Annotated in this window: 18 protein-coding genes and 2 tRNA genes; 2 read left to right on the forward strand and 18 right to left on the reverse strand. The window is 36.1% G+C overall.

Translation table 11 applies throughout. The annotated features are described in order from the left end of the window. Positions 1-22: 22 nt before the first annotated feature. The 5 genes from thrS to GN105_RS02205 all read right to left on the reverse strand — a co-directional run bounded on the left by thrS (position 23) and on the right by GN105_RS02205 (position 5,049). Complete coding sequence (gene thrS, locus GN105_RS02185; protein ID WP_155283809.1) at positions 23-1,966, reverse strand: threonine--tRNA ligase; 1,944 nt, start codon at positions 1,964-1,966, stop codon at positions 23-25. Positions 1,967-2,070: 104 nt separating this feature from the next. Next, the gene (locus tag GN105_RS02190; protein WP_155283810.1) at positions 2,071-2,814 is read right to left on the reverse strand and encodes a DUF6048 family protein; all 744 of its coding nucleotides are present in this window, start codon (positions 2,812-2,814) and stop codon (positions 2,071-2,073) included. Next, positions 2,780-3,295 carry a DUF6452 family protein gene (locus GN105_RS02195; protein WP_155283811.1) on the reverse strand — a complete coding sequence of 172 codons (516 nt, stop codon included), beginning with the start codon at positions 3,293-3,295 and terminating at the stop codon, positions 2,780-2,782. Before GN105_RS02195 ends, GN105_RS02190 begins: the two co-directional genes overlap by 35 nt. 123 nt (positions 3,296-3,418) lie before the next feature. Beyond that, on the reverse strand, positions 3,419-4,021 hold the full coding sequence (locus GN105_RS02200; RefSeq protein WP_155283812.1) for a 50S ribosomal protein L25/general stress protein Ctc: 603 nt from the start codon (positions 4,019-4,021) through the stop codon (positions 3,419-3,421). 86 nt (positions 4,022-4,107) lie between these two features. Beyond that, a complete protein-coding gene (locus GN105_RS02205) occupies positions 4,108-5,049 on the reverse strand; it encodes a ribose-phosphate pyrophosphokinase (protein WP_155283813.1) in 942 nt (313 codons plus the stop codon). A gap of 145 nt (positions 5,050-5,194) precedes the next feature. On the opposite strand from GN105_RS02205, the gene GN105_RS02210 reads away from it, so the two are divergent. Both GN105_RS02210 and GN105_RS02215 read left to right on the forward strand, forming a co-directional pair. Continuing rightward, positions 5,195-5,274 (forward strand) — tRNA-Leu (locus GN105_RS02210). A 142-nt stretch (positions 5,275-5,416) separates the two neighbouring features. Continuing rightward, positions 5,417-6,013 (forward strand): lipoprotein signal peptidase, encoded by a 597-nt coding sequence (locus tag GN105_RS02215; protein WP_155283814.1) that lies wholly within the window; start codon positions 5,417-5,419, stop codon positions 6,011-6,013. A gap of 21 nt (positions 6,014-6,034) precedes the next feature. Here GN105_RS02215 and GN105_RS02220 read toward each other — a convergent pair whose 3' ends face one another. The 13 genes from GN105_RS02220 to GN105_RS02280 form a co-directional block, all read right to left on the reverse strand. Then, the gene (locus tag GN105_RS02220; RefSeq protein ID WP_155283815.1) at positions 6,035-6,598 is read right to left on the reverse strand and encodes a 5-formyltetrahydrofolate cyclo-ligase; all 564 of its coding nucleotides are present in this window, start codon (positions 6,596-6,598) and stop codon (positions 6,035-6,037) included. Between the two features lie 7 nt (positions 6,599-6,605). Then, a complete protein-coding gene (locus GN105_RS02225) occupies positions 6,606-7,451 on the reverse strand; it encodes a GH25 family lysozyme (protein WP_155283816.1) in 846 nt (281 codons plus the stop codon). Positions 7,452-7,561: 110 nt separating this feature from the next. After that, positions 7,562-7,635 (reverse strand) — tRNA-Met (locus GN105_RS02230). 113 nt (positions 7,636-7,748) lie between these two features. Continuing rightward, on the reverse strand, positions 7,749-8,393 hold the full coding sequence (gene pdxH, locus GN105_RS02235; protein WP_155283817.1) for a pyridoxamine 5'-phosphate oxidase: 645 nt from the start codon (positions 8,391-8,393) through the stop codon (positions 7,749-7,751). Positions 8,394-8,405: 12 nt separating this feature from the next. Then, positions 8,406-9,317 carry a ribonuclease Z gene (locus GN105_RS02240; RefSeq protein ID WP_155283818.1) on the reverse strand — a complete coding sequence of 304 codons (912 nt, stop codon included), beginning with the start codon at positions 9,315-9,317 and terminating at the stop codon, positions 8,406-8,408. Beyond that, on the reverse strand, positions 9,317-9,637 hold the full coding sequence (locus tag GN105_RS02245; RefSeq protein WP_155283819.1) for a ribonuclease Z: 321 nt from the start codon (positions 9,635-9,637) through the stop codon (positions 9,317-9,319). The genes GN105_RS02240 and GN105_RS02245 overlap by 1 nt, the downstream gene beginning before the upstream one ends. Before the next feature lie 15 nt (positions 9,638-9,652). Continuing rightward, the gene (locus GN105_RS02250; RefSeq protein ID WP_155283820.1) at positions 9,653-10,582 is read right to left on the reverse strand and encodes an aspartate carbamoyltransferase catalytic subunit; all 930 of its coding nucleotides are present in this window, start codon (positions 10,580-10,582) and stop codon (positions 9,653-9,655) included. A 26-nt stretch (positions 10,583-10,608) separates the two neighbouring features. After that, positions 10,609-11,169, reverse strand: coding sequence for a bifunctional pyr operon transcriptional regulator/uracil phosphoribosyltransferase PyrR (gene pyrR, locus GN105_RS02255; RefSeq protein WP_155283821.1), 561 nt, complete (start codon positions 11,167-11,169; stop codon positions 10,609-10,611). 57 nt (positions 11,170-11,226) lie between these two features. Next, on the reverse strand, positions 11,227-13,833 hold the full coding sequence (locus tag GN105_RS02260) for an O-antigen ligase family protein (RefSeq protein ID WP_155283822.1): 2,607 nt from the start codon (positions 13,831-13,833) through the stop codon (positions 11,227-11,229). A gap of 64 nt (positions 13,834-13,897) precedes the next feature. Then, positions 13,898-14,833, reverse strand: a complete 936-nt coding sequence (gene ctlX, locus GN105_RS02265) for a citrulline utilization hydrolase CtlX (protein WP_155283823.1) — start codon at positions 14,831-14,833, stop codon at positions 13,898-13,900. A 681-nt stretch (positions 14,834-15,514) separates the two neighbouring features. Beyond that, a complete protein-coding gene (locus GN105_RS02270; RefSeq protein ID WP_155283824.1) occupies positions 15,515-16,429 on the reverse strand; it encodes a dimethylarginine dimethylaminohydrolase family protein in 915 nt (304 codons plus the stop codon). A 452-nt stretch (positions 16,430-16,881) separates the two neighbouring features. Continuing rightward, positions 16,882-18,165: a citrate synthase gene (locus GN105_RS02275; protein ID WP_155283825.1), complete on the reverse strand. Its 1,284-nt coding sequence runs from the start codon at positions 18,163-18,165 to the stop codon at positions 16,882-16,884. Positions 18,166-18,288: 123 nt separating this feature from the next. Then, positions 18,289-19,323, reverse strand: coding sequence for a Gfo/Idh/MocA family oxidoreductase (locus GN105_RS02280; RefSeq protein ID WP_155283826.1), 1,035 nt, complete (start codon positions 19,321-19,323; stop codon positions 18,289-18,291). Positions 19,324-19,337 lie beyond the last annotated feature (14 nt).

A 19,337-nucleotide genomic window follows, 5' to 3' on the forward strand; every position in this document is an offset into this window, starting at 1 on the left:
TTTTACAACACGACTTAAAATTTTATTGACCTTTAAACTTTTTTACGCTGCTATCAATTTCTTTTTGAACGATTTTTACAAACTCTTCCACAGAAAGCGTTCCTAAACTTTCACCTCCGTGTTTTCTAACGGAAATCGTTCCGTCTTTTTCTTCGTTTTCACCGACAATCAGCATAAACGGAATTTTCTGCGTTTCTGCCTCACGAATTTTCTTACCTATAGTTTCGTTACGATTGTCAATCAGTGTGCGAATGTCGGAATTTTCTAGCAAATTCAAAACTTTTTTAGCATAATTTTCATACTTTTCGCTCAATGACAAAATAATAGCTTGTTCAGGCATTAACCAAAGCGGGAAGTTCCCAGCTGTATGTTCCAACAAAATTGCTACGAAACGCTCCATACTTCCGAAGGGAGCCCGATGAATCATCACAGGCCTATGCAATTCATTATCAGACCCTTTATACCACAAATCGAAGCGTTCAGGCAAGTTATAATCCACCTGAATGGTTCCAAGTTGCCAACTTCTGCCCAAGGCATCTTTTACCATAAAGTCCAATTTTGGTCCGTAAAAGGCTGCCTCTCCGGTTTCTATCACATAATTCAAGCCTTTTTCTTTGGCGGCGTTGATAATTGCCTGTTCGGCTTTTTGCCAATTTTCATCCGAACCGATGTATTTTGTCGGATTTTCAGGGTCTCGCAATGAAACTTGTGCTGTAAAATTCTCAAAACCAAGTGATCCGAATACATAAAGTACCAAATCAATTACATTTTTAAATTCTTCATCCAATTGCTCAGGAGTACAGAAAATATGAGCATCGTCCTGAGTGAAGCAACGAACACGCGTAAGCCCGTGTAACTCACCACTTTGCTCGTAACGATACACCGTACCAAACTCAGCAAAACGTTTTGGCAAATCACGATAACTCCAAGGTTTTGAATTATAAATTTCACAGTGATGAGGACAGTTCATCGGCTTCAACAAATACTCCTCACCTTCATTAGGAGTAGCAATAGGCTGAAAACTATCTTTCCCGTACTTTTCCCAATGCCCTGAAGTTACGTACAAATCTTTATGCCCAATATGTGGAGACACAACTTGCTCATAACCAGCTTGTTTTTGTGCTTTTCGTAAGAATTGCTCCAAACGCTCACGAAGTGCAGCTCCTTTCGGTAGCCAAAGTGGCAAGCCCTGTCCTACTTTATTTGAGAAAGTGAACAACTCCAATTCTTTACCTAACTTTCTGTGGTCACGCTTCTTAGCTTCCTCCAAAAGTGCTAAATATTCGGTCAAATCTTTCTGTTTTGGAAAAGAAATTCCGTAAACGCGAGTGAGCTGTTTGTTTTTTTCATCTCCTCGCCAATACGCCCCTGCAATGCTGAGGATTTTCACGGCTTTTACAAAACCTGTATTAGGAATATGTCCGCCGCGACAAAGGTCGCTAAAAGTAGAATGATCACAAAATGTAATTGAACCATCTTCCAGATTTTCAATCAATTCCGTTTTATATGGATTTTCTTTATAAAGTTCCAATGCGTCTTTTTTGCTTACGGAACGCATTGAAAAAGTATGCTTCCCTTTGGCGATTTCAAGCATTTTTTTCTCAATTTCCGGAATATCTTTTTCCGAAAAACTATACTTCCCAAAATCAACATCATAATAGAAGCCGTTATCAATGGCTGGACCTATTGTCAATTTAATACCGGGATATGTTTCCTCCAAAGCCTGAGCCAAAATATGAGCCGACGAATGCCAAAAAACTTTCTTCCCTTCAATATCATTCCACGTATATAAAACTAAACTTCCGTCAGTAGTCAAAGGAGTCGTCGTTTCAATCGTTTTACCATCGTAACTTGCTGATAATACATTTCTTGCCAACCCTTCACTGATGCTCAAAGCAACCTCATAAGGTGTTGTTCCTTGTGCAAACTCTTTGACTGAACCGTCTGGTAGTGTAATCTTAATCATATATATGTTTTTTGAAACGGCAAATGTATTAAAATTAAATCAATTTTTTGATGTTTTTCGGAAAGAAATTTAGAATACCTCTCTGAAAACTTGAAGAATAAGTTTTACCTATCTTCAACTTCTTCTTTTTTCTTTTCCTTTCTGTACAAAGGAATTAAATAGGACAAACTATAATTATACGTAGCCCCAAATCTGCTTCCTTCTCTAACACGATTAAATCCTGGAATCCAATAATTTGGAAAATCACCTTGTGTATTCACAACCAAAAATCCTAAGCGAACACTCGCCCCTGCAAAGAAATTTTTCAAAAGCTCAACCTTCATCCCTAAAACAAGCTCTAACCAATGTGCAGTTCGCCCATCGTAAACCCTAAGCCAGTCAGGATTTTTTCCAACAACATTTTCTGTCCAATATTGATTATCCTTATGAATTGTGTAAGAATTAAGCTCTTGAGAAAAAAGTGAAAAACCATATCTTCCTCCTAAGTAAATCATATTCTCCATTCCGTACCAATTCCCATAAGTATTATAATCCACCCCAAAACGAATAAACTGACCTTTTGTTTTATATGAAAAATAATCTTCTTGGGTGCTTTTTTGCTCCATTCCAAGCTCTGCCCCAATATAATATTTATAGTTAATACGATAATCTCCCACAAATTCAATTCCAGAATAATCCTTATCAAGAAAAGACCGAATGGGCTTACTAATATCCATCCCCACCCTCAATCCATAACGTTGTTTGTAAGTAGGCTTTTCTATCTTATTTTCTTCTGTAACCTCCTGAGATAAAACAGATTGAATAAACAACAAATTAATGATAAAGATGTATTTGAGCACTTGATTCATTTTTTACGTTTGTATTTTTAACATTAACTGATTTTATCCAAGAGTCATTTGAATTTTCCACCGAAGTTTTAAGTGTATTATAAACTATTCTGAACCCGCAAGCCTTGCTAACAAATTCTTCTTCAATACCATAAGTAAAAGTTACCGTTGCTACATTTCCTGAAGTAATGGTACTTGATGCCGTATCGTAAACAGCATCGCTAACCATAACGAAAGTTGTACTTAAGGCCTCTATTTTCAAAGGTAGAACGATAGAATCTGTTGTAGCATTTGTTAAAATCAAATTACTGTCCTTTCCGTAAACAATCATATTATTTACAGGTTTTACACTTGAAACATCATTAGCATCGTGAAAACGAACAACTAAACGTGGTGTATTTACAGGACGATCACATAAATCATCTGATTCACAAGCCCCAAAAATCATCAGCATTAATACCAGCACAATAATTGGTAATATAAATCGTTCAAAAATTCTCATTTTTCTTATTTTAAGGGGGTAAAGGTAAGAATTAATTAACAAAAAGAAAAAACTTATCTACGTATAAAACAAAAAAGCCGTTTCCTAAAAAGAAACGGCTAAAATTATTAAAATGAAGAAATGTTATTTTTTCTTTTTTGCTCCTTTTTCTGCTTTTGCAGCCTCTTGTGCAGCTTTCATTGCAGCACGTGAGATTCTCACTTGACAAACAACGGTGTTGTCCGGATGCATAATTTTATAATTTTCTTGTGGTAATTTTGTAACATATAATTTGTTACCCATTTCCATTCCTGAAATATCAACTGTAACAAAATCAGGTAATTTTGCAGGAAGAGCTTTTACTTTCAGCTTGCGATTAACAATACGCAAGATTCCACCAGCCATAACTCCCGGAGAAGTTCCAGTGATTTTGATTGGCACTTCAATTGTGATTTCTTTATCATCGTGCAATTGATAGAAATCAACGTGAATGATTTTGTCAGAAACTGGGTCAAACTGAATGTCTTGCAAAATAGCTGTATATGACTTTCCTCCTAATTCAATCGCAGCAGTGTACACGTTTGGAGTGTAAACAATGCTTTTGAAAGCTGCTTCTGGTGCTGAAAAATGCAGAACACTGTCTCCTCCGTATAACACGCAAGGTACCTGTCCAGCATTACGTAAGGCTTTGCTTGCTGCTTTGCCCACGCTTTCTCTTTGAGATCCTTTGATTGTAATTGATTGCATATAAAAATTATTTAATTATTTACTTTTCTAAATTCTATTATAAAAATTTCAAAATTCTAAATTCATAAAACCTTTATAAAGATTTTTTACATTATAAATTTTGAACTTATTGATGTATTTTCGTGTACCCTGTGCATCACTTCCGCAAACAAATCTGCACAACTAAGCACTTTTATTTTTTCAGATTCTCTTTTCAACGGGATAGAATCCGTAACGATAAGCTCTTCCAAATGTGAACTTTCGATACGTTCGTAAGCACCTCCACTTAGGATTGCGTGAGTTGTTACCGCTCGGACACTCAATGCTCCTCTTTCTTTCATTAACTCAGCAGCTTTTACCAAAGTACCTGCTGTATCCACCATATCATCTACCAAAACTACATTTCTGCCTTCCACTTCGCCTATCAACTCCATAGTTTCAATCACGTTAGCCTGTTTTCGTTGCTTGTAGCAAACTACAACCTCACTATTCAAATATTTAGAATACGCGTATGCCCTCTTTGAGCCTCCCATATCTGGCGAAGCCATACACAATTTCTCAAGACCTAAACTTTGAAGATAAGGCAAGAAAATGGTTGAGGCATACAAGTGATCAACCGGACGTTCAAAAAAACCTTGAATTTGGTCAGCGTGCAAATCCATTGTGATAATCCGTGTAGCTCCAGCCGACTCCAAAAGATTTGCTACTAACTTTGCAGCAATCGGCACTCTTGGTTTGTCTTTTCTGTCCTGACGAGCCCAACCAAAATAAGGCATCACTGCTGTGATATGACGTGCTGAAGCTCTTTTAGCAGCATCCAACATCAACAACATTTCCATTAAGTTTTCACAACTAGGATTAGTTGAACCAATAATAAAAACCCTTGCCCCACGCACAGACTCCTCAAAAGAAGGCTGAAACTCTCCATCACTAAAACGCGAAATTTTGACCTCCCCCAAATGAGTTCCGTACTTCTTCGCAATTTTCTTTGCCAACTCAACACTTTGTGTACAAGCAAAAATTTTTGATTCTGGTACTATATATGCCATAATATATTAAGGTGTATGATTGATTTATCTTCGCTTTGCGGGTGCAAATTTATGAATTAAAAAATAATTTTTTGTATTTTTCTCTACTTTTTTTTGCATATAAAAAAAACTTATGTATCTTTGCACCCGAAATAATGAAGGAGATGCCTGAGTGGCGGAATTGGTAGACGCGCACGACTCAAACTCGTGTTCTTCGGAGTGAGGGTTCGATTCCCTCCTCAGGTACAACAAAATCCCTTGATAATCAATGATTATTAAGGGATTCTTATTTTAAATTAACTTTCCGAATAAATCCTTTACACAAAAGATTTTGGGTTTTCATACAAAAGGCATATTTTTGTAACCCACACAAAAAGCTTAAAACATTATGAAATTAAAACACGCATTCCTTATCATTTTAGTAATTCTGATTATTGACCAATGGAGTAAAATCTATATCAAAACGAACTTCGTATTAAATGAAAAGATAGAAGTTTTCAGTTGGTTTCAGATACTATTCATTGAAAATGAAGGAGCTGCGTGGGGAACAAAAATCCCCGGACAGTACGGAAAACTTTTTCTGACACTTTTCAGAATTGTTGCTGTTTTTGGGATTGGATATTGGCTTTTTGATTCAATTAAAAAGAAACAACCTAATATTTTAATTGCTTCAATCGCTTTAATCTTAGCCGGAGCTTTGGGTAATATTATTGACTCTGTTTTCTACGGAGTTATTTTTGACCATAGTTACGGAAATGTAGCAACTCTCTTTTCGGACAATCCTTACGGGACATTACTTCACGGAAAGGTTGTTGATATGTTTTATTTCCCATTGATAGACACTCAATTACCTAATTGGTTTCCTTTTTGGGGAGGTGAAAGATTCCGATTTTTTGAACCGGTTTTCAATGTGGCAGACTCGGCTATATCAGTTGCCGTAGGCTTACTGATTATCTTCCACAAAAAAGCGTTTCCTAAAAAATAATTTAATTTACTTTTTCTTGAATCAAAACTTAAAAATTTCAAGCGGAGTAACACAATAGTTCAACGGAATATCGGATTCAAACACATCTTCAATTTTCTCTTCCGGAGAAAAAAAAGATAATCCTATCTTGAGAGAATTTGAACGACACTCGCAAAGAAATCGGTCATAATATCCTCCACCATACCCTATTCTGTTGCCTTTTTTGTCGTAAGCAAGCAAAGGAATGAAAATCACGTCTATTTCGGAAGGAGAAACCTTAAATCCGTTTTGTGGCTCCACTATGCCCCAACTATTTTTCTTCAAAATAGTTTGTTCTGTCAGTAAAAAATGATTTAATGATTTCTCTTCTTTATTCATTTTTGGCAAAACGATATTTTTATCTTTTCCATAAAGAATATTCAAGATATATTCCGTATTTACCTCGTGCATTTTCTGTATTGGAAGAAAAATATGATACGTTCCGAAATCCCAAATGGGCATTTTAAGCAATTGATTAGCTATTTGCAGGCTTTTTTCATCAAGTTCTTCTTGAGAGATTTCAGTCCGCAATTGCATATAATGATTTCGAAGTTCTTTTTTATTCATTTTGATATTAAAAGATTAGGATTTCTTTTATTTTTTCCCGATTTCCATTGTATATATTTAAGTCTATCTTTACTTTCGAACCTGGAGTAATTCCATTCTCAGTAAATTGCCAGATTTTCCAAGAATAAAGAGATGTTGGAACAGGAACATTATTATAATTTGCTATCCAAAGAGGGTATTTTTTAAATTTTCCGTATAAATAATCCTCATAAAAGCTGATATACGTGTATATAATTGGTTTTACTCCGTATTTTTTTTCAACAATATCCAACCATATTTGAATATCCTCTAAATATTGCTGCTTTGTTTTATGCTTTGGAAGTTTTTCCACATCCAAAATCGGAAGAAAATCCCCCTTTTCAAGATTTACAACCTTAATGTAAGAATTTGCTTGCAGAATAGGGTCTTCATCGGGACGATAATAATGATAAGCACCACGTATCAATTTGTACTTTTTTGCTTTTTTCCAAAAATAAGGAAAATTTTTATCAGCTGTATTGTTGCCCATTGTGGCTCGAAATATCGCAAACTCCAACTGAATTGCTCCTTTATTCAAATGAAGACTATCCCAAACTATATCCTCTTTCTCCTGATAGTGAGACAAGTCAATGCCAAAAATTTTATCCTTATGCCTATTTATTATTTGTTCAATTCGTTGCTTTTCGTATATTGTATTTTTCTTTTTTGAAGATATCTTATTTATAATTTTCTGATAATGTGCAGGATAATGATGCCTAACATAAAAAACTCCTCCTACCGATGCTCCAAGTAATAACAAAAAAAACAGTAGAAAAACATTCCTCAAGGAACTTTTCTTTTTCCGTTGGGCAGACATTTTTCTTCTCTTTTTCATTGAGTTTATATTAAAATTTTATTAAGTAAACCTTGCAAATATATAAATAAAAACAAAAAAAAGAAAAGAGGTTAATTATTTAACCTCTTTTCTTTCAATTTTACTTTTCGTAGCGAAGACGGGATTTGAACCCGTGACCTTTGGGTTATGAATCCAACGCTCTAACCACCTGAGCTACCTCGCCATAACTTACCCTTAAAGGTTTGCGGGTGCAAAGGTAATATTTTTTTTTGTTCTACCAAATTTTCAGGATACTTTTATTGTTTTCTTGCACATAAAAATTCAGAAAGAATTATGTTAAGGAGCCAAACGTTCTAACTTCCAATCGTAATCTTTTGTGAGGGTATAACGAAGTCGGTCGTGTAGGCGATTAGGACGTCCTTGCCAAAATTCAATAGATTGTGGGCACACCAAAAATCCGCCCCAGTGTTCCGGTCGAGGCACTTCATCTGTGTATATTCCCTCTAATTTTTGTAATTCATTTTCTAAAAATTCCCTCGACTCAATTACCTCACTTTGCGGAGAGACCAACGCCCCGAGCTTGCTTCCCAACGGGCGAGACTCAAAATAGCCGTCCGAAAGATTTTCTGCCAATTTCTCTGCTACTCCTTTGATAATCACTTGTCGTTCCATACTTGCCCAAAAAAATGACAGACAAACATTCGGGTTCTGAGCAATTGCTCTGCCTTTCTCACTCAAATAATTTGTATAGAAAATAAATCCTTCGTAAGTATATTTTTTTAAGAGAACAACTCTGGTTTTTGGAAAGCCGTCCAACCCAATGGTAGAAACAGACATTGCGTTAGTTTCCTCAACTCCGCCGTTTTCCTCCACTTCATAAAACCAAGTCTGAAATAATTGTATCGGATTATCAGGAACGTTTGCTTCCAATAATTCCTGTTTCTCGTAACTTTTTCGGTATTTGCTTAAATCTTCTTGCATTGTTAGTATTCATTAATTATGAAAAACAAATTTCTTTCCGTCTTCGCTCAAAAATGTATTTGGGAAAACTTCTTGTGCTTCATTTAAAAATAATTTTTTATCGGAATATCTTGACGAATAATGCCCCAAAATAAGCGTTTCCGCATCGGCATTTTTGGCGGTTAATCCCGCTTGAAAAGCTGTAGAATGCATCGTTTTGACTGCCAAATCATTATGTTGCTTTAAAAATGTAGATTCGTGATAAACCACTCTTGTACCTTGAATTTCCTTAGCAAGCGACTCAAAATACAGCGTATCACTGCAATAGGCATAACTTTGCGGACGAATCGGGTCGAAACTCAAAATTTCATTCGGGATAATTTCGCCATTTTCCAATTCAATATCTTTTCCGTTTTTTATATTTTGATAATCACAGATTTGTACTCCATAATTTTGAATAGCATCTACATTCAAACGGCGTTCGATTTGTTTTTCTTGAAATAAAAATCCGTTCGTGTAAACACGATGTTTCAAAGGAATGGTTCGTACTTGCACCTTTTCATCGTCCAATAATATTTGCGAAACACCCGACTCTAATTCGTGAAAATGTATGTAAAAAGACGACCACGCCCCGCCCAATTTCAGCAATAGCAAAATAGCTTCTTTGGTTCCTTTGGGTGCGTAAATATGCAAATCGGTTTCTCTGCCCAAAAGCTGAAAAGTAGAAATCAGCCCCGGAAGACCGAAAAAATGGTCGCCGTGCAGATGTGATATAAAAATGTGTTTGATACGTGAAAATTTAACGTTGGCGTTACGCAAAGCCATCTGTGAACCTTCCCCACAATCAATCAAAAACAGATGCCCTCGCATTTCCAAAACTTGCGAAGACGGACGAGCATTTGCCCGAGGCGTGGCACTATGACAACCTAAGATAGTCAGTTCCATCACACCCCCAAATCTCGTTGAATTTCTTCCATTTCAATAATATCGTAAGCTTCTTGTAATGTAGGGGTTACGTTTACTTCATTGGGAATATCTCCGTACGTAATTTCATCATTTACAATAACAATCGACTTTTTATTCGTTTTATTATGAAACTTTGAAATCTCAACAAAAGGTTTTAAATCTTTGTTTTCCAAATCTTTAATCGATAATAAATCCAATATCAAATGAAACGATTTTAAATTTTCATCGTTTTTGAAATTGGCAACAAATTCCAGAATTTCTGATTTTGATATTTTTAAAATTTTTATGTCTTTACTCATAATTACATATCGTTATTACTGGTTTATTTTTGAAGCGAGCAAATAAATTACTGCCATTCGGATTGCTACACCATTTTCTACCTGTTGAAGAATTACCGATTGCTCACAATCAGCCACTTCGCTGGTAATTTCAACACCTCGATTTATGGGACCGGGGTGCATTACAACAATTTCTTTTGGTAATGAGTTTAGAATTTCTTTGGTCAGCCCGTACTGTTGAACATACTCACGTGTGGAAGGGAAATAGCTGATATCCAAGCGTTCGTTTTGTATCCGAAGCATATTGGCTACATCACACCATTCCAAGGCTTTACGCAAATCGGTTTCTACGCCAACTCCTAATTCGTGTATGTATTTGGGAATAAGAGTTTTTGGCCCGCAAACCTTTACTTGTGCACCCTGCAATTGCAAAGCAAAAATATTGGATAAAGCCACTCGCGAATGCAATATATCACCCACAATCACCACTTTTTTGCCTGCCACATCGCCCAATTTTTCCCGAATGGAATACGAATCCAACAAGGCTTGTGTGGGATGCTCGTGAGCTCCGTCGCCCGCATTTATGATAGAAGCCTTTACGTGTTTGGACAAAAACACTCCTGCCCCCGGATTGGGGTGCCGCATTACCACCATATCCACTTTCATAGCCAAAATATTATTCACCGTATCGATAAGGGTTTCGCCCTTAGCCACAGACGATTGCGATGCCGAAAAATTTATAATATCCGCAGAAAGCCGTTTTTCAGCCAGTTCAAAGGATAATTTGGTTCGGGTACTGTTCTCAAAGAACAGATTGGCGATGGTAATATCACGCAACGAAGGCACTTTTTTTATCGGGCGGTTGATGACTTCTTTGAAGTGGTCGGCGGTTTCAAAGATGAGTTGTATATCTTTTTCTGTCAGGTATTTAATTCCTAATAGGTGGTTTACACTAAGTTCGCTCATTATTATATTGCTTTAATGCGGTTATTTTACAATTTATGTTCTCGGATATATACGGCGTCTTCTCCGTCCTTTTCTTTCCAATGTACGATTACTTTTTCTTGATTAAAGGCATCTACCTGTTGTCCTTTATAATCGGGTTGAATGGGTAAGTGCCTGCTAAAACGCCTATCGATAAGCACCAGAAGTTCTATCTCGGCAGGACGCCCAAATGACTGTATTGCAGTGAGTGCCGCACGAATACTTCTTCCGGTGTGGAGCACATCATCAATAAAAACCACCCGTTTGTTTTCAACAATGAAATCAATTTTGGTAGTATTGGCTTCCAACGGTTTACTTCCCCTTCGGAAATCATCACGGAAGAAAGTAATATCCAACAATCCGAGCGAAATATTCGCAATACGGTACTTATCTTGAAGTAAAGCCACCAAACGCTGAGCTAAAAACGTTCCGCGAGGCTGAATACCGATGATAACCGTTTCAGTGAAATCTTTATGGTTTTCAATCAGTTGGCAAGCCAAACGATTCAGAGTAATGTTCATCTCCTTCTCGGAAAGTAGCTGCTTCTTATATATAAATTCTGTATTCATCGTTTTATGTTATAAATGAAAAGGCAAAAATAATGAATTATTTCGGGTGATTTTTCATCAGAAAGTCAAATTTTGTAAATTACGCTGAGCATCGACGTTGCCCTGCCCAGCCGATTTCTCGAAGTACTGCTTTGCAACAGCTTTCTCTCCCAACATATAATGGCACGAGGCTCTGAAATTGAGCATTACTGCATCGGGTTGGAAGCCTAACGATTCCATACGAGCAAAATCGGCAATAGCTTTTTGATGTTCCTGCGTGTAATAGTACGAAATTCCTCTCAGACGAAGAGCTTCGATATGTGCAGGGACATTGTTCAGGAATTGTGTAAAATACTCCGCTGCTTTTTTATAATTCTTCTGTTGATAGTATTGAGCTCCCTCATTAAATACAGAGCCATACTTCTCTACATTGATGCGAGATGTTATTTTCATTCTGTTATCCGCAATGGTTTTATCATTAGGCAGATACACAAAGGCGGTGTCCAGCGTTATTTTAGCATCGTTTATAAGTCCGTTTTTCTCCTGCAGATACGCTAAAGCATTCCACGCTTGTGGTTCATTGCGGTTTGCTCTTTTTCCGTCCCTGTCCACATCTACGTGGAAGGAGTTCTTTAAAATTTGTTTCCACTTTTTAGGTTGTACTTCGTTGATAGTATCTTTATTCAAGTTTAAGAAAGTTTTCCAAAGTGCTATGGATTCTTTTTCTCTTCCCATATTATTTAGAGAAAACGTTTCCAGATTTATATTTCCGAAAAAGTTAGGCTTAATTGCTCGTGCCTTATTTGCATACTTATAAATACTATCATAATTTTTATTTTCTTCCATAAAATAGGACACTGCCATAAAATATTCAGGACGTCCGTCCCAAGGATGGTATGTTATAGATGACAAAATAGCTCGTGCCTCTTTGAATTTCTTTTCATCGATTAAGTAACGGGCTTTTTCTACATCTACAGGCTCTGCTACGGCTGTTAAATTGGGAACTTTGGGATAATTTTCAATTAAAAATGCTGATGTAGATTTTGTTTTGCGAATGTTTTGCTGTTCTTCCTTTACCATACGCTGTATTTTTGACGATTCAAAGTACATTTTCTGTATTATAACATTCATTCCGCATATTATAATAACAATTATGCCTACTATTCCGGATATTACTAATCCTTTTTTATGTAGTTCGGTATTTATTTTTCGTACTTCGGATATTTTTTTATCTTTTTTACTACTTATTTTTTGCACTTCAGATACTTTTTCATCTGTTTCGCTACTTATTTTTTGTAGTTCAGATATTTTTTTCTCTTCTTTGAAGTACAAAACAGCCAATGCTACTCCTATTCCGACGAATAACGCAAATAAAGACTGTATTTCGGGGCGGTCTTGCGGAAAATTGAAAAACGCATCGAACGAATAGGCAAATAAACCGAGTAGTGGCAATAATAACCAAGCCTCTTCGTCTTTATTTTTACGTCGATAGGTCGATTTCCAGAAATAATATGCCATAAACAGAAAGATACTGATGAAAGCCAGTCCGGCTATGATACCCGTTTCGGCAGTTATCTCCAAGAAATCGTTATGTGTTTTATACATATAGATATAATGCGGGCTATATGAGTTTTCGTGTTCCAAATATCGGACTTTCCAGTTGCCAATCCCCACACCTAATAGCGGGTCATTAGGAATCATCTCAAAAAATGTAGTAGTCCAAGCCGTTTTTCGGAGGTTATTGCTAATATTTTCCGTATCACCAATGGTAGAGAGACGAGCTGTGAAACTTGTACTTTCTCTCAGGTGCTTAGGATACATATTCCCTTGCACAAATGAGAAAATACCGAAAGTAATTGCGACAAAAAGCACGTGTAATCCCACATTTGGTAATACTTTTTTTCTTTTTAGGAAGAAATAATCCACAATTCCGTAGATAATCAATGCAAAAAGCATCACAAACGTAGCAATATAGAAGGCACGCGTACTCATAAAGAAGATAGAAAGCGTACCCAGCAAAATACCCGCCGCACCTACGTACTTTAACGCTCCTTTTCTGATATAAAATAGCCAGATAGCGAACGGAATTTTAATAAACATTGCCGATGAAAGAATGTTTTTGTTGGAATATGACGATTTAATATCTCCATCTGTTCCAATTCCTTTGATGATTTTTCCAATTCCTTCAAAAGTTTTCAAAGCATCATAGAATAATAGCAAAGTCATTGCCACAGCAAGCGAAGTTACCGCCTTAGGATTGTAAATCACCAAAGCAGATACCATCCACGCAGCCGAAAATGCCGTAAACACCTTAAAGAAATGCAGAATACCTTCCTCTACATTGATGACTTTCACAAAAGAAAGCAAAGCACAGATAAGCATTACGCTATATGCAATACCGATTTTGTTGGTAAAGAACCCAAACAGAGCATTCTGTTTCTTACGAAAGTCTTTTACGAAGAATAATAAACCGGTTACGACCAAATTCAGTATGGCAAACATATAAAATTTCGGAGCATTCGAGTCAAATGCCATCCAATTGGGCGTAAGTACCGTAATATATCCGTAAGCAATGAGTAAAACGTTCACTAATAAGTTAGTCGTTGTATTTTCATTAGTGGTTGCCATTGCAGATGTTACAGTTGGATTCTTTTTTGCTGTACTATTTTTATTTTTTGACTTCATACGTATTAATTTTTTTACTGTCAGCAATCAGTTTTTGGCAGTTGGCTATTTGTTTTTAGTGGTTTTATTCTTCTTTGGGCAAGAACACTTCTGCCATCATACAGCGGGCACTTCCTCCGCCGCACGTTTCGATAGTTTCTAAATCCGAATGTAATATTTTGCAATGCTTTTCTATTTTTTTGATTTGCTCCGAAGTCAAACTGCGATACGCCGCACCGCTCATCACAAGATATGCTTCATCTTTGCCTTGTACTTGTAACATATTTCCTGCAAACTGATGCATTTGTGCTTCACTAATAGTAATAATTTCCTTACCGTCTTCCTTTAAATGCGTGGTTACGTTCTTTTGTTCCTTTTTATCTTCAATAGTATCTAAACAAATGATGGCAAATGTTTCACCTACCGACATCATCACGTTGGTATGGTAAATGAGTTTCGAAGTGCCGTCCACTTTTTGATATGCTTTAAAAATTACGGGCGTGTACTCAAAATCTTCACAAAACTCGATAAACAATTCTTCATCAGCACGAGGCGATAAAGCACAGTATGCCTTTCGGTTTACGCGGTCAAGAATCATTGAGCCTGTTCCCTCTAAAAATACATCGTCATTCTCGGCTTCGGTGTAGTCGTACACATTTTCGATGACGTACCCTTTCTCTTCGAGCAAGTCCAACACGTCTTCTCTACGTTCCCTCCTACGATTTTCAGCGAACATCGGATATAAGGCTACGTTCCCCGTTTGATGGAAACTAATCCAATTGTTTGGAAATACGGAGTCGGGTGTATTTTGTTCGTACTTATCCTCAATTATGATGACATTCACACCTATGTTTTTCAACTTCTGTGCAAATTCATCAAACTCCTGTTGTGCTTTTTTATTGATTTCTTCATTTTTTAAGTCCAACTGCTCTTGAAAATAGTTGTTCACAGCAGTTTCTTCGTTCATACGAAACCTAACCGGACGAATCATTAGTATGGAATCAGTTATCTGTCTTTTCATTTGATATTTCTTTTATTTTTTATGATAGATTTTTATTTTTTCTTTATGGTAATTAGTTTATTATTTTTAAAGATGAATTTAGGGCTTCGACTTCGCTCAGCCTGACAAACACTTCTCTTAATTAGACAAGCATTTTGCTATATTTGATAAACACTTAGTTTAACTTAAAAGCTAATTCTGATTATTTAAGTAAGAAAATGAGCATTATTATGACTCCTGTGATTGTCCCTGCATATACTCCTTTCCAAAAATTGGATAGTTTTTGATTGTTTTTTGTCATTTCTTTTATTTTTTTATTACTATGATTTTTATTTTCTTCAAAAGGAAGATTAAGGCTTCGACTTCGCTCAGCCTGACAAGTACTTTGCTTAATTTAATAAGAAATCCTATTCTGTTTTTATATTTTACTCTTAATAGAATATAGACAACTTATATTAAATTGTCGAGTTCTAAAATCCTCCTTTGAAGGAGGTGTCCGAAGGACGGAGGATGTTATATCAAAAACCACATTCCCCTACCCCTTTTTGAAAGAGAGGAATTTAAGGCTTCGACTTCGCTCAGCCTGACAAACACTTCGTTCAATCTGACAAGTACTCCACTCAATTTGACAAACACTTCGCTCAATTGGACAGAAAAATTTTATTCTTTCTTTCCTCCTACTTCGCTTAAATGGCTTGCTTTCTACTCCCGAATAAGCGGTAAGGTAGAGCATCGGAGCAGTCCCTCTTGTTTTGAGATTTCATAATAGGGAATTTCTTCTACTGTGAAGCCATTATCTCGCAACCAGTTATTCAGACGTGTAAATTTCCGTTCGGAAACTACCACATCGGGAGCAATTGAGAAAATATTGCTATACATATGATACATTTCGTCTCTTGTAATGTGAAATAGATTCTCTTTTCCGAAAAGTTCGAGCAAATATACGTAATCCGACTCTTCACGGAAGCCACTTTTGTAAATAATTCCTTTATTTTTACCCACAGGTTGGAAACAACAGTCCAAATGCAGGGCATTATCCCTCGCTTCCAAGTTAGATTTCACCAAATCAAACTCTTTCACGATTTTATTCGGGAATAAATCCTTGATAAATTGTACACCTTGCATATTAGTTCGGGCGGTGATGTAGTTTTTATAATCACTTCCTTTATAAGTTCCGATGAAAATATGGTCATTCCAAGGCATTACGTCCCCACCTTCGATATGCACCTCATCAGGAGGAATAACTACTTTCGATTTTTCGATTTTATTTACAATATATTCGATAGCTTGATATTCATTTTCTCTATCCGGTAATATATTTGCTTTAATGAAGATGTCATCTATCACAAAACCAATATCACGTGTAAAGATTTGGTTACAATTTTCGATAATTTCGGGTCGATATACCGTAACTCCGTACTTTTCCAGCACAGTTTTGAAGGCTTCCATTTCGGCAACCATATCTTTTTCGACAGGATACGTCCCTGCTTTGATATGCTCTAACGATTTTGGGTCATACGCCTCTTCGATTGTTGGGGTACGCCCATTACTTTGAGCCGTACCGAGTATAACCGCCTTTAATCGGTTTGTTTCATTGGTAATATGTACTCTTAACATAGTATTTTTGTTTTTATTTTTGATGATTTTTATCTTATATTACTTGGTTTGTTGATTATTTCACCTCAAACAGATTTATTTTTATCGTCTTTGGAATATATTTTTTAGATTATGTGTGTTGTTTTTTATTATTCTTTATTTATTTTTAGTTTTCACTACATTTTTTATGTAGCACATATCTTATTTTTTAATTTTATAATATTATTTTATTGAGTTTAAACCTTGTTTTATTTAGTTTATATATTTTTTTGTTTAGTTTGATTCTTATTTTACTTAGTTTGCATCTTATTTTTTGCTTTACGATACTTTTTTATTAAAATTCTTTGATTATTATATCAGGTAAGCTCCTATTTTTGACGTATTAGTTCTATTTTCTTTCCGATAGCTTTATTTTTTTATTTAAAAAGAAAAAAGCCCCGAACAAAACGAGGCTTTTATTGAAGAAATTGCAACTATCTTTTGTTAATATCGACAAATTTTCGTTCAGTTTGCCCAACATAAATCTGTCTTGGTCTTCCGATAGGTTCATTCCCTTGACGCATTTCTTTCCATTGTGCAATCCAGCCCGGTAAACGCCCAATAGCAAACAAAACGGTGAACATTTCTACGTGCATTCCTAACGCACGATAGATAATTCCCGAATAAAAATCAACATTCGGATACAAATTTCTTGATTTAAAGTACTCATCTTCCAAAGCTACCTTCTCTAAATGCTTAGCAATGTCGAATATTGGGTCGTCAATGCCTAATGAATGTAAAACTTCGTCGGCAGCTTGCTTGATAATTTTGGCACGCGGGTCAAAATTCTTGTACACACGATGCCCGAAGCCCATAAGCCGGAATGGATCGTCTTTATCTTTTGCTTTGTTGATGTATTTTTCCACATCGCCTCCGTCGGCTTTGATTTCCTCTAACATCTCTACAACTGCCTGATTTGCACCACCGTGAAGCGGCCCCCAAAGTGCCGAAACCCCCGAAGAAATCGTTGCAAACAGACCTGCGTGCGATGACCCCACCAAACGAACCGTTGATGTAGAGCAGTTTTGCTCGTGGTCGCCGTGTAAAATAAGTAGTTTGTTAAGTGCACTCACCACTTTCGGATTCATTTTGTATTTCTCGGTAGGAATTGAGAAAGTCATTTGCAAAATATTTTCAATGTATCCCAATTCATTGTTGTAATAATTAAGCGGAAGCCCCTCACGCTTACGATACACCCAAGAGGAAAGCACCGGAATTTTCGCAATTACCTTACAAACAGATTCATACACATCTTTTTCACAGGAAACATCCACCGATTTCGGATTGAAGGCAGTAAGGGCACTGGTAAGCGAAGCCAAGATTCCCATAGGATGAGCCGTTTTAGGAAATCCGTCCAAAATACTTTTCATTTCTTCGTGAACCAATGTATATTTGTGAATGGTTTTGATGAATTTATCATATTCGGCTTTAGTGGGTAATTCACCGAAAACCAGCAAGTAAGCTACTTCTAAAAAATGGGCTTTTTCGGCTAATTCTTCAATGTTGTAACCTCTGTATCGTAAAATCCCTTTTTCTCCGTCTAAAAATGTGATGGAACTTTTACAAGCCCCCGTATTCTTATAACCTGAATCTAAAGTAATTAAGCCTGTTAAAGCACGAAGTTTGTCAATATCTACCCCCTTTTCATTTTCAGTTCCCACAACGATAGGGAACTCATATTCTTTTCCTTCAAATGTTAGTTTTACTGTTTCCGACATAGTGTTATAGTTTATTAGAAATGTTTTAAACGTTGCTAATATATAGTTTTTTTTTCAAAATTCAATTCTTTTTATGAAGTTTTTTCAAAATAGAAAAACGAAATCACATTAATTCACTGAAAATCAAAAACAAACTTTGTTTCCAATTTTAAAACTTTCAAAAGATTTATCAATAATTCTCATCAGATCTATCACTTGTTCAATTGGTACAGGATTTGGCTTTCCGTAGATAATTGATTCATACAAATCGTCATAAAAATTCATATAATTTCCGTTTTGAGCTATTGTCTCCTTTCGAAACTCAAGTGTATGTAAAATTCCGTTAGGGAGATTTATTTCGGGAAGCCATTTCCCTTTTGTCGGTTCAACTCCTTTTGAAAGTTCATTTTCCTGAGCATCAAATCTCTGCTGCAAAAAACTTCCTTTATCTCCGTGCAAGATATATTCCCATTGTTTTTCCTTTGCCATTGTTGAAGATTTTAGCCGCACCCGAAGTTCATTTTCATAGAACAAAATCAACTCAAAATAATCGTTGGTTTGTGTTTTCTCCCGAAAAAAGCCCAAATCGGCAAAAATTGATTTTGGCATTCCGAACAATTGCAGTGCTTGGTCAATCAAATGAGCTCCCAAATCGTGTAAAGCTCCTGAACCTTCGGACATTTCCTTGTGGACTTTCCCACTAATTTCCGTACGAAAGCGGTCAAAACGAATTTCTACTTCTTTTAAATTTCCTAAAACGTTACTTTGTACAATTTCTTTTACTTTCAGAAAATCTCCATCATATCTTCTGTTCTGATAAACACTTAAAAAACAATTATTTATCTTTGATAATTGATAAAGTTCTTCGGCTTCCAAAGCACTGACTGTGAATGGTTTTTCCACCAAAACATTTTTACCGAGATTTAATGACTTTTTTGTATAATCAAAATGAGTTTGTACAGGCGTATTTACAACGATTAAATCAATAGAATCATCAGTAAGTAGTTCACTAAAAGAACGATATAGTTTTGATTCAGGATACTTTACCCGAGAATCATTTTTATGACGTTCCACAATAGCAGCCAAATTAAAATTGGGATTATTGGCAATGAAAGGAGCGTGAAACAGCTGTCCGCTCATTCCGAAAGATGCTAATCCTACATTGATTATTTTTTGCATTGAACTTTGAAAAA

It is taken from the genome of Capnocytophaga felis (assembly GCF_009684755.1).
Lineage (GTDB): Bacteria > Bacteroidota > Bacteroidia > Flavobacteriales > Flavobacteriaceae > Capnocytophaga > Capnocytophaga felis.

Excerpts from the sequence above, each read along its gene's own strand:
- thrS (WP_155283809.1), bottom strand. The coding sequence starts at position 1,966 with ATGATTAAGATTACACTACCAGACGGTTCAGTCAAAGAGTTTGCACAA.
- GN105_RS02190 (WP_155283810.1), bottom strand. The coding sequence starts at position 2,814 with ATGAATCAAGTGCTCAAATACATCTTTATCATTAATTTGTTGTTTATT.
- GN105_RS02195 (WP_155283811.1), bottom strand. The coding sequence starts at position 3,295 with ATGAGAATTTTTGAACGATTTATATTACCAATTATTGTGCTGGTATTA.
- GN105_RS02200 (WP_155283812.1), bottom strand. The coding sequence starts at position 4,021 with ATGCAATCAATTACAATCAAAGGATCTCAAAGAGAAAGCGTGGGCAAA.
- GN105_RS02205 (WP_155283813.1), bottom strand. The coding sequence starts at position 5,049 with ATGGCATATATAGTACCAGAATCAAAAATTTTTGCTTGTACACAAAGT.
- GN105_RS02215 (WP_155283814.1), top strand. The coding sequence starts at position 5,417 with ATGAAATTAAAACACGCATTCCTTATCATTTTAGTAATTCTGATTATT.
- GN105_RS02220 (WP_155283815.1), bottom strand. The coding sequence starts at position 6,598 with ATGAATAAAAAAGAACTTCGAAATCATTATATGCAATTGCGGACTGAA.
- GN105_RS02225 (WP_155283816.1), bottom strand. The coding sequence starts at position 7,451 with ATGAAAAAGAGAAGAAAAATGTCTGCCCAACGGAAAAAGAAAAGTTCC.
- pdxH (WP_155283817.1), bottom strand. The coding sequence starts at position 8,393 with ATGCAAGAAGATTTAAGCAAATACCGAAAAAGTTACGAGAAACAGGAA.
- GN105_RS02240 (WP_155283818.1), bottom strand. The coding sequence starts at position 9,317 with ATGGAACTGACTATCTTAGGTTGTCATAGTGCCACGCCTCGGGCAAAT.
- GN105_RS02245 (WP_155283819.1), bottom strand. The coding sequence starts at position 9,637 with ATGAGTAAAGACATAAAAATTTTAAAAATATCAAAATCAGAAATTCTG.
- GN105_RS02250 (WP_155283820.1), bottom strand. The coding sequence starts at position 10,582 with ATGAGCGAACTTAGTGTAAACCACCTATTAGGAATTAAATACCTGACA.
- pyrR (WP_155283821.1), bottom strand. The coding sequence starts at position 11,169 with ATGAATACAGAATTTATATATAAGAAGCAGCTACTTTCCGAGAAGGAG.
- GN105_RS02260 (WP_155283822.1), bottom strand. The coding sequence starts at position 13,833 with ATGAAGTCAAAAAATAAAAATAGTACAGCAAAAAAGAATCCAACTGTA.
- ctlX (WP_155283823.1), bottom strand. The coding sequence starts at position 14,833 with ATGAAAAGACAGATAACTGATTCCATACTAATGATTCGTCCGGTTAGG.
- GN105_RS02270 (WP_155283824.1), bottom strand. The coding sequence starts at position 16,429 with ATGTTAAGAGTACATATTACCAATGAAACAAACCGATTAAAGGCGGTT.
- GN105_RS02275 (WP_155283825.1), bottom strand. The coding sequence starts at position 18,165 with ATGTCGGAAACAGTAAAACTAACATTTGAAGGAAAAGAATATGAGTTC.
- GN105_RS02280 (WP_155283826.1), bottom strand. The coding sequence starts at position 19,323 with ATGCAAAAAATAATCAATGTAGGATTAGCATCTTTCGGAATGAGCGGA.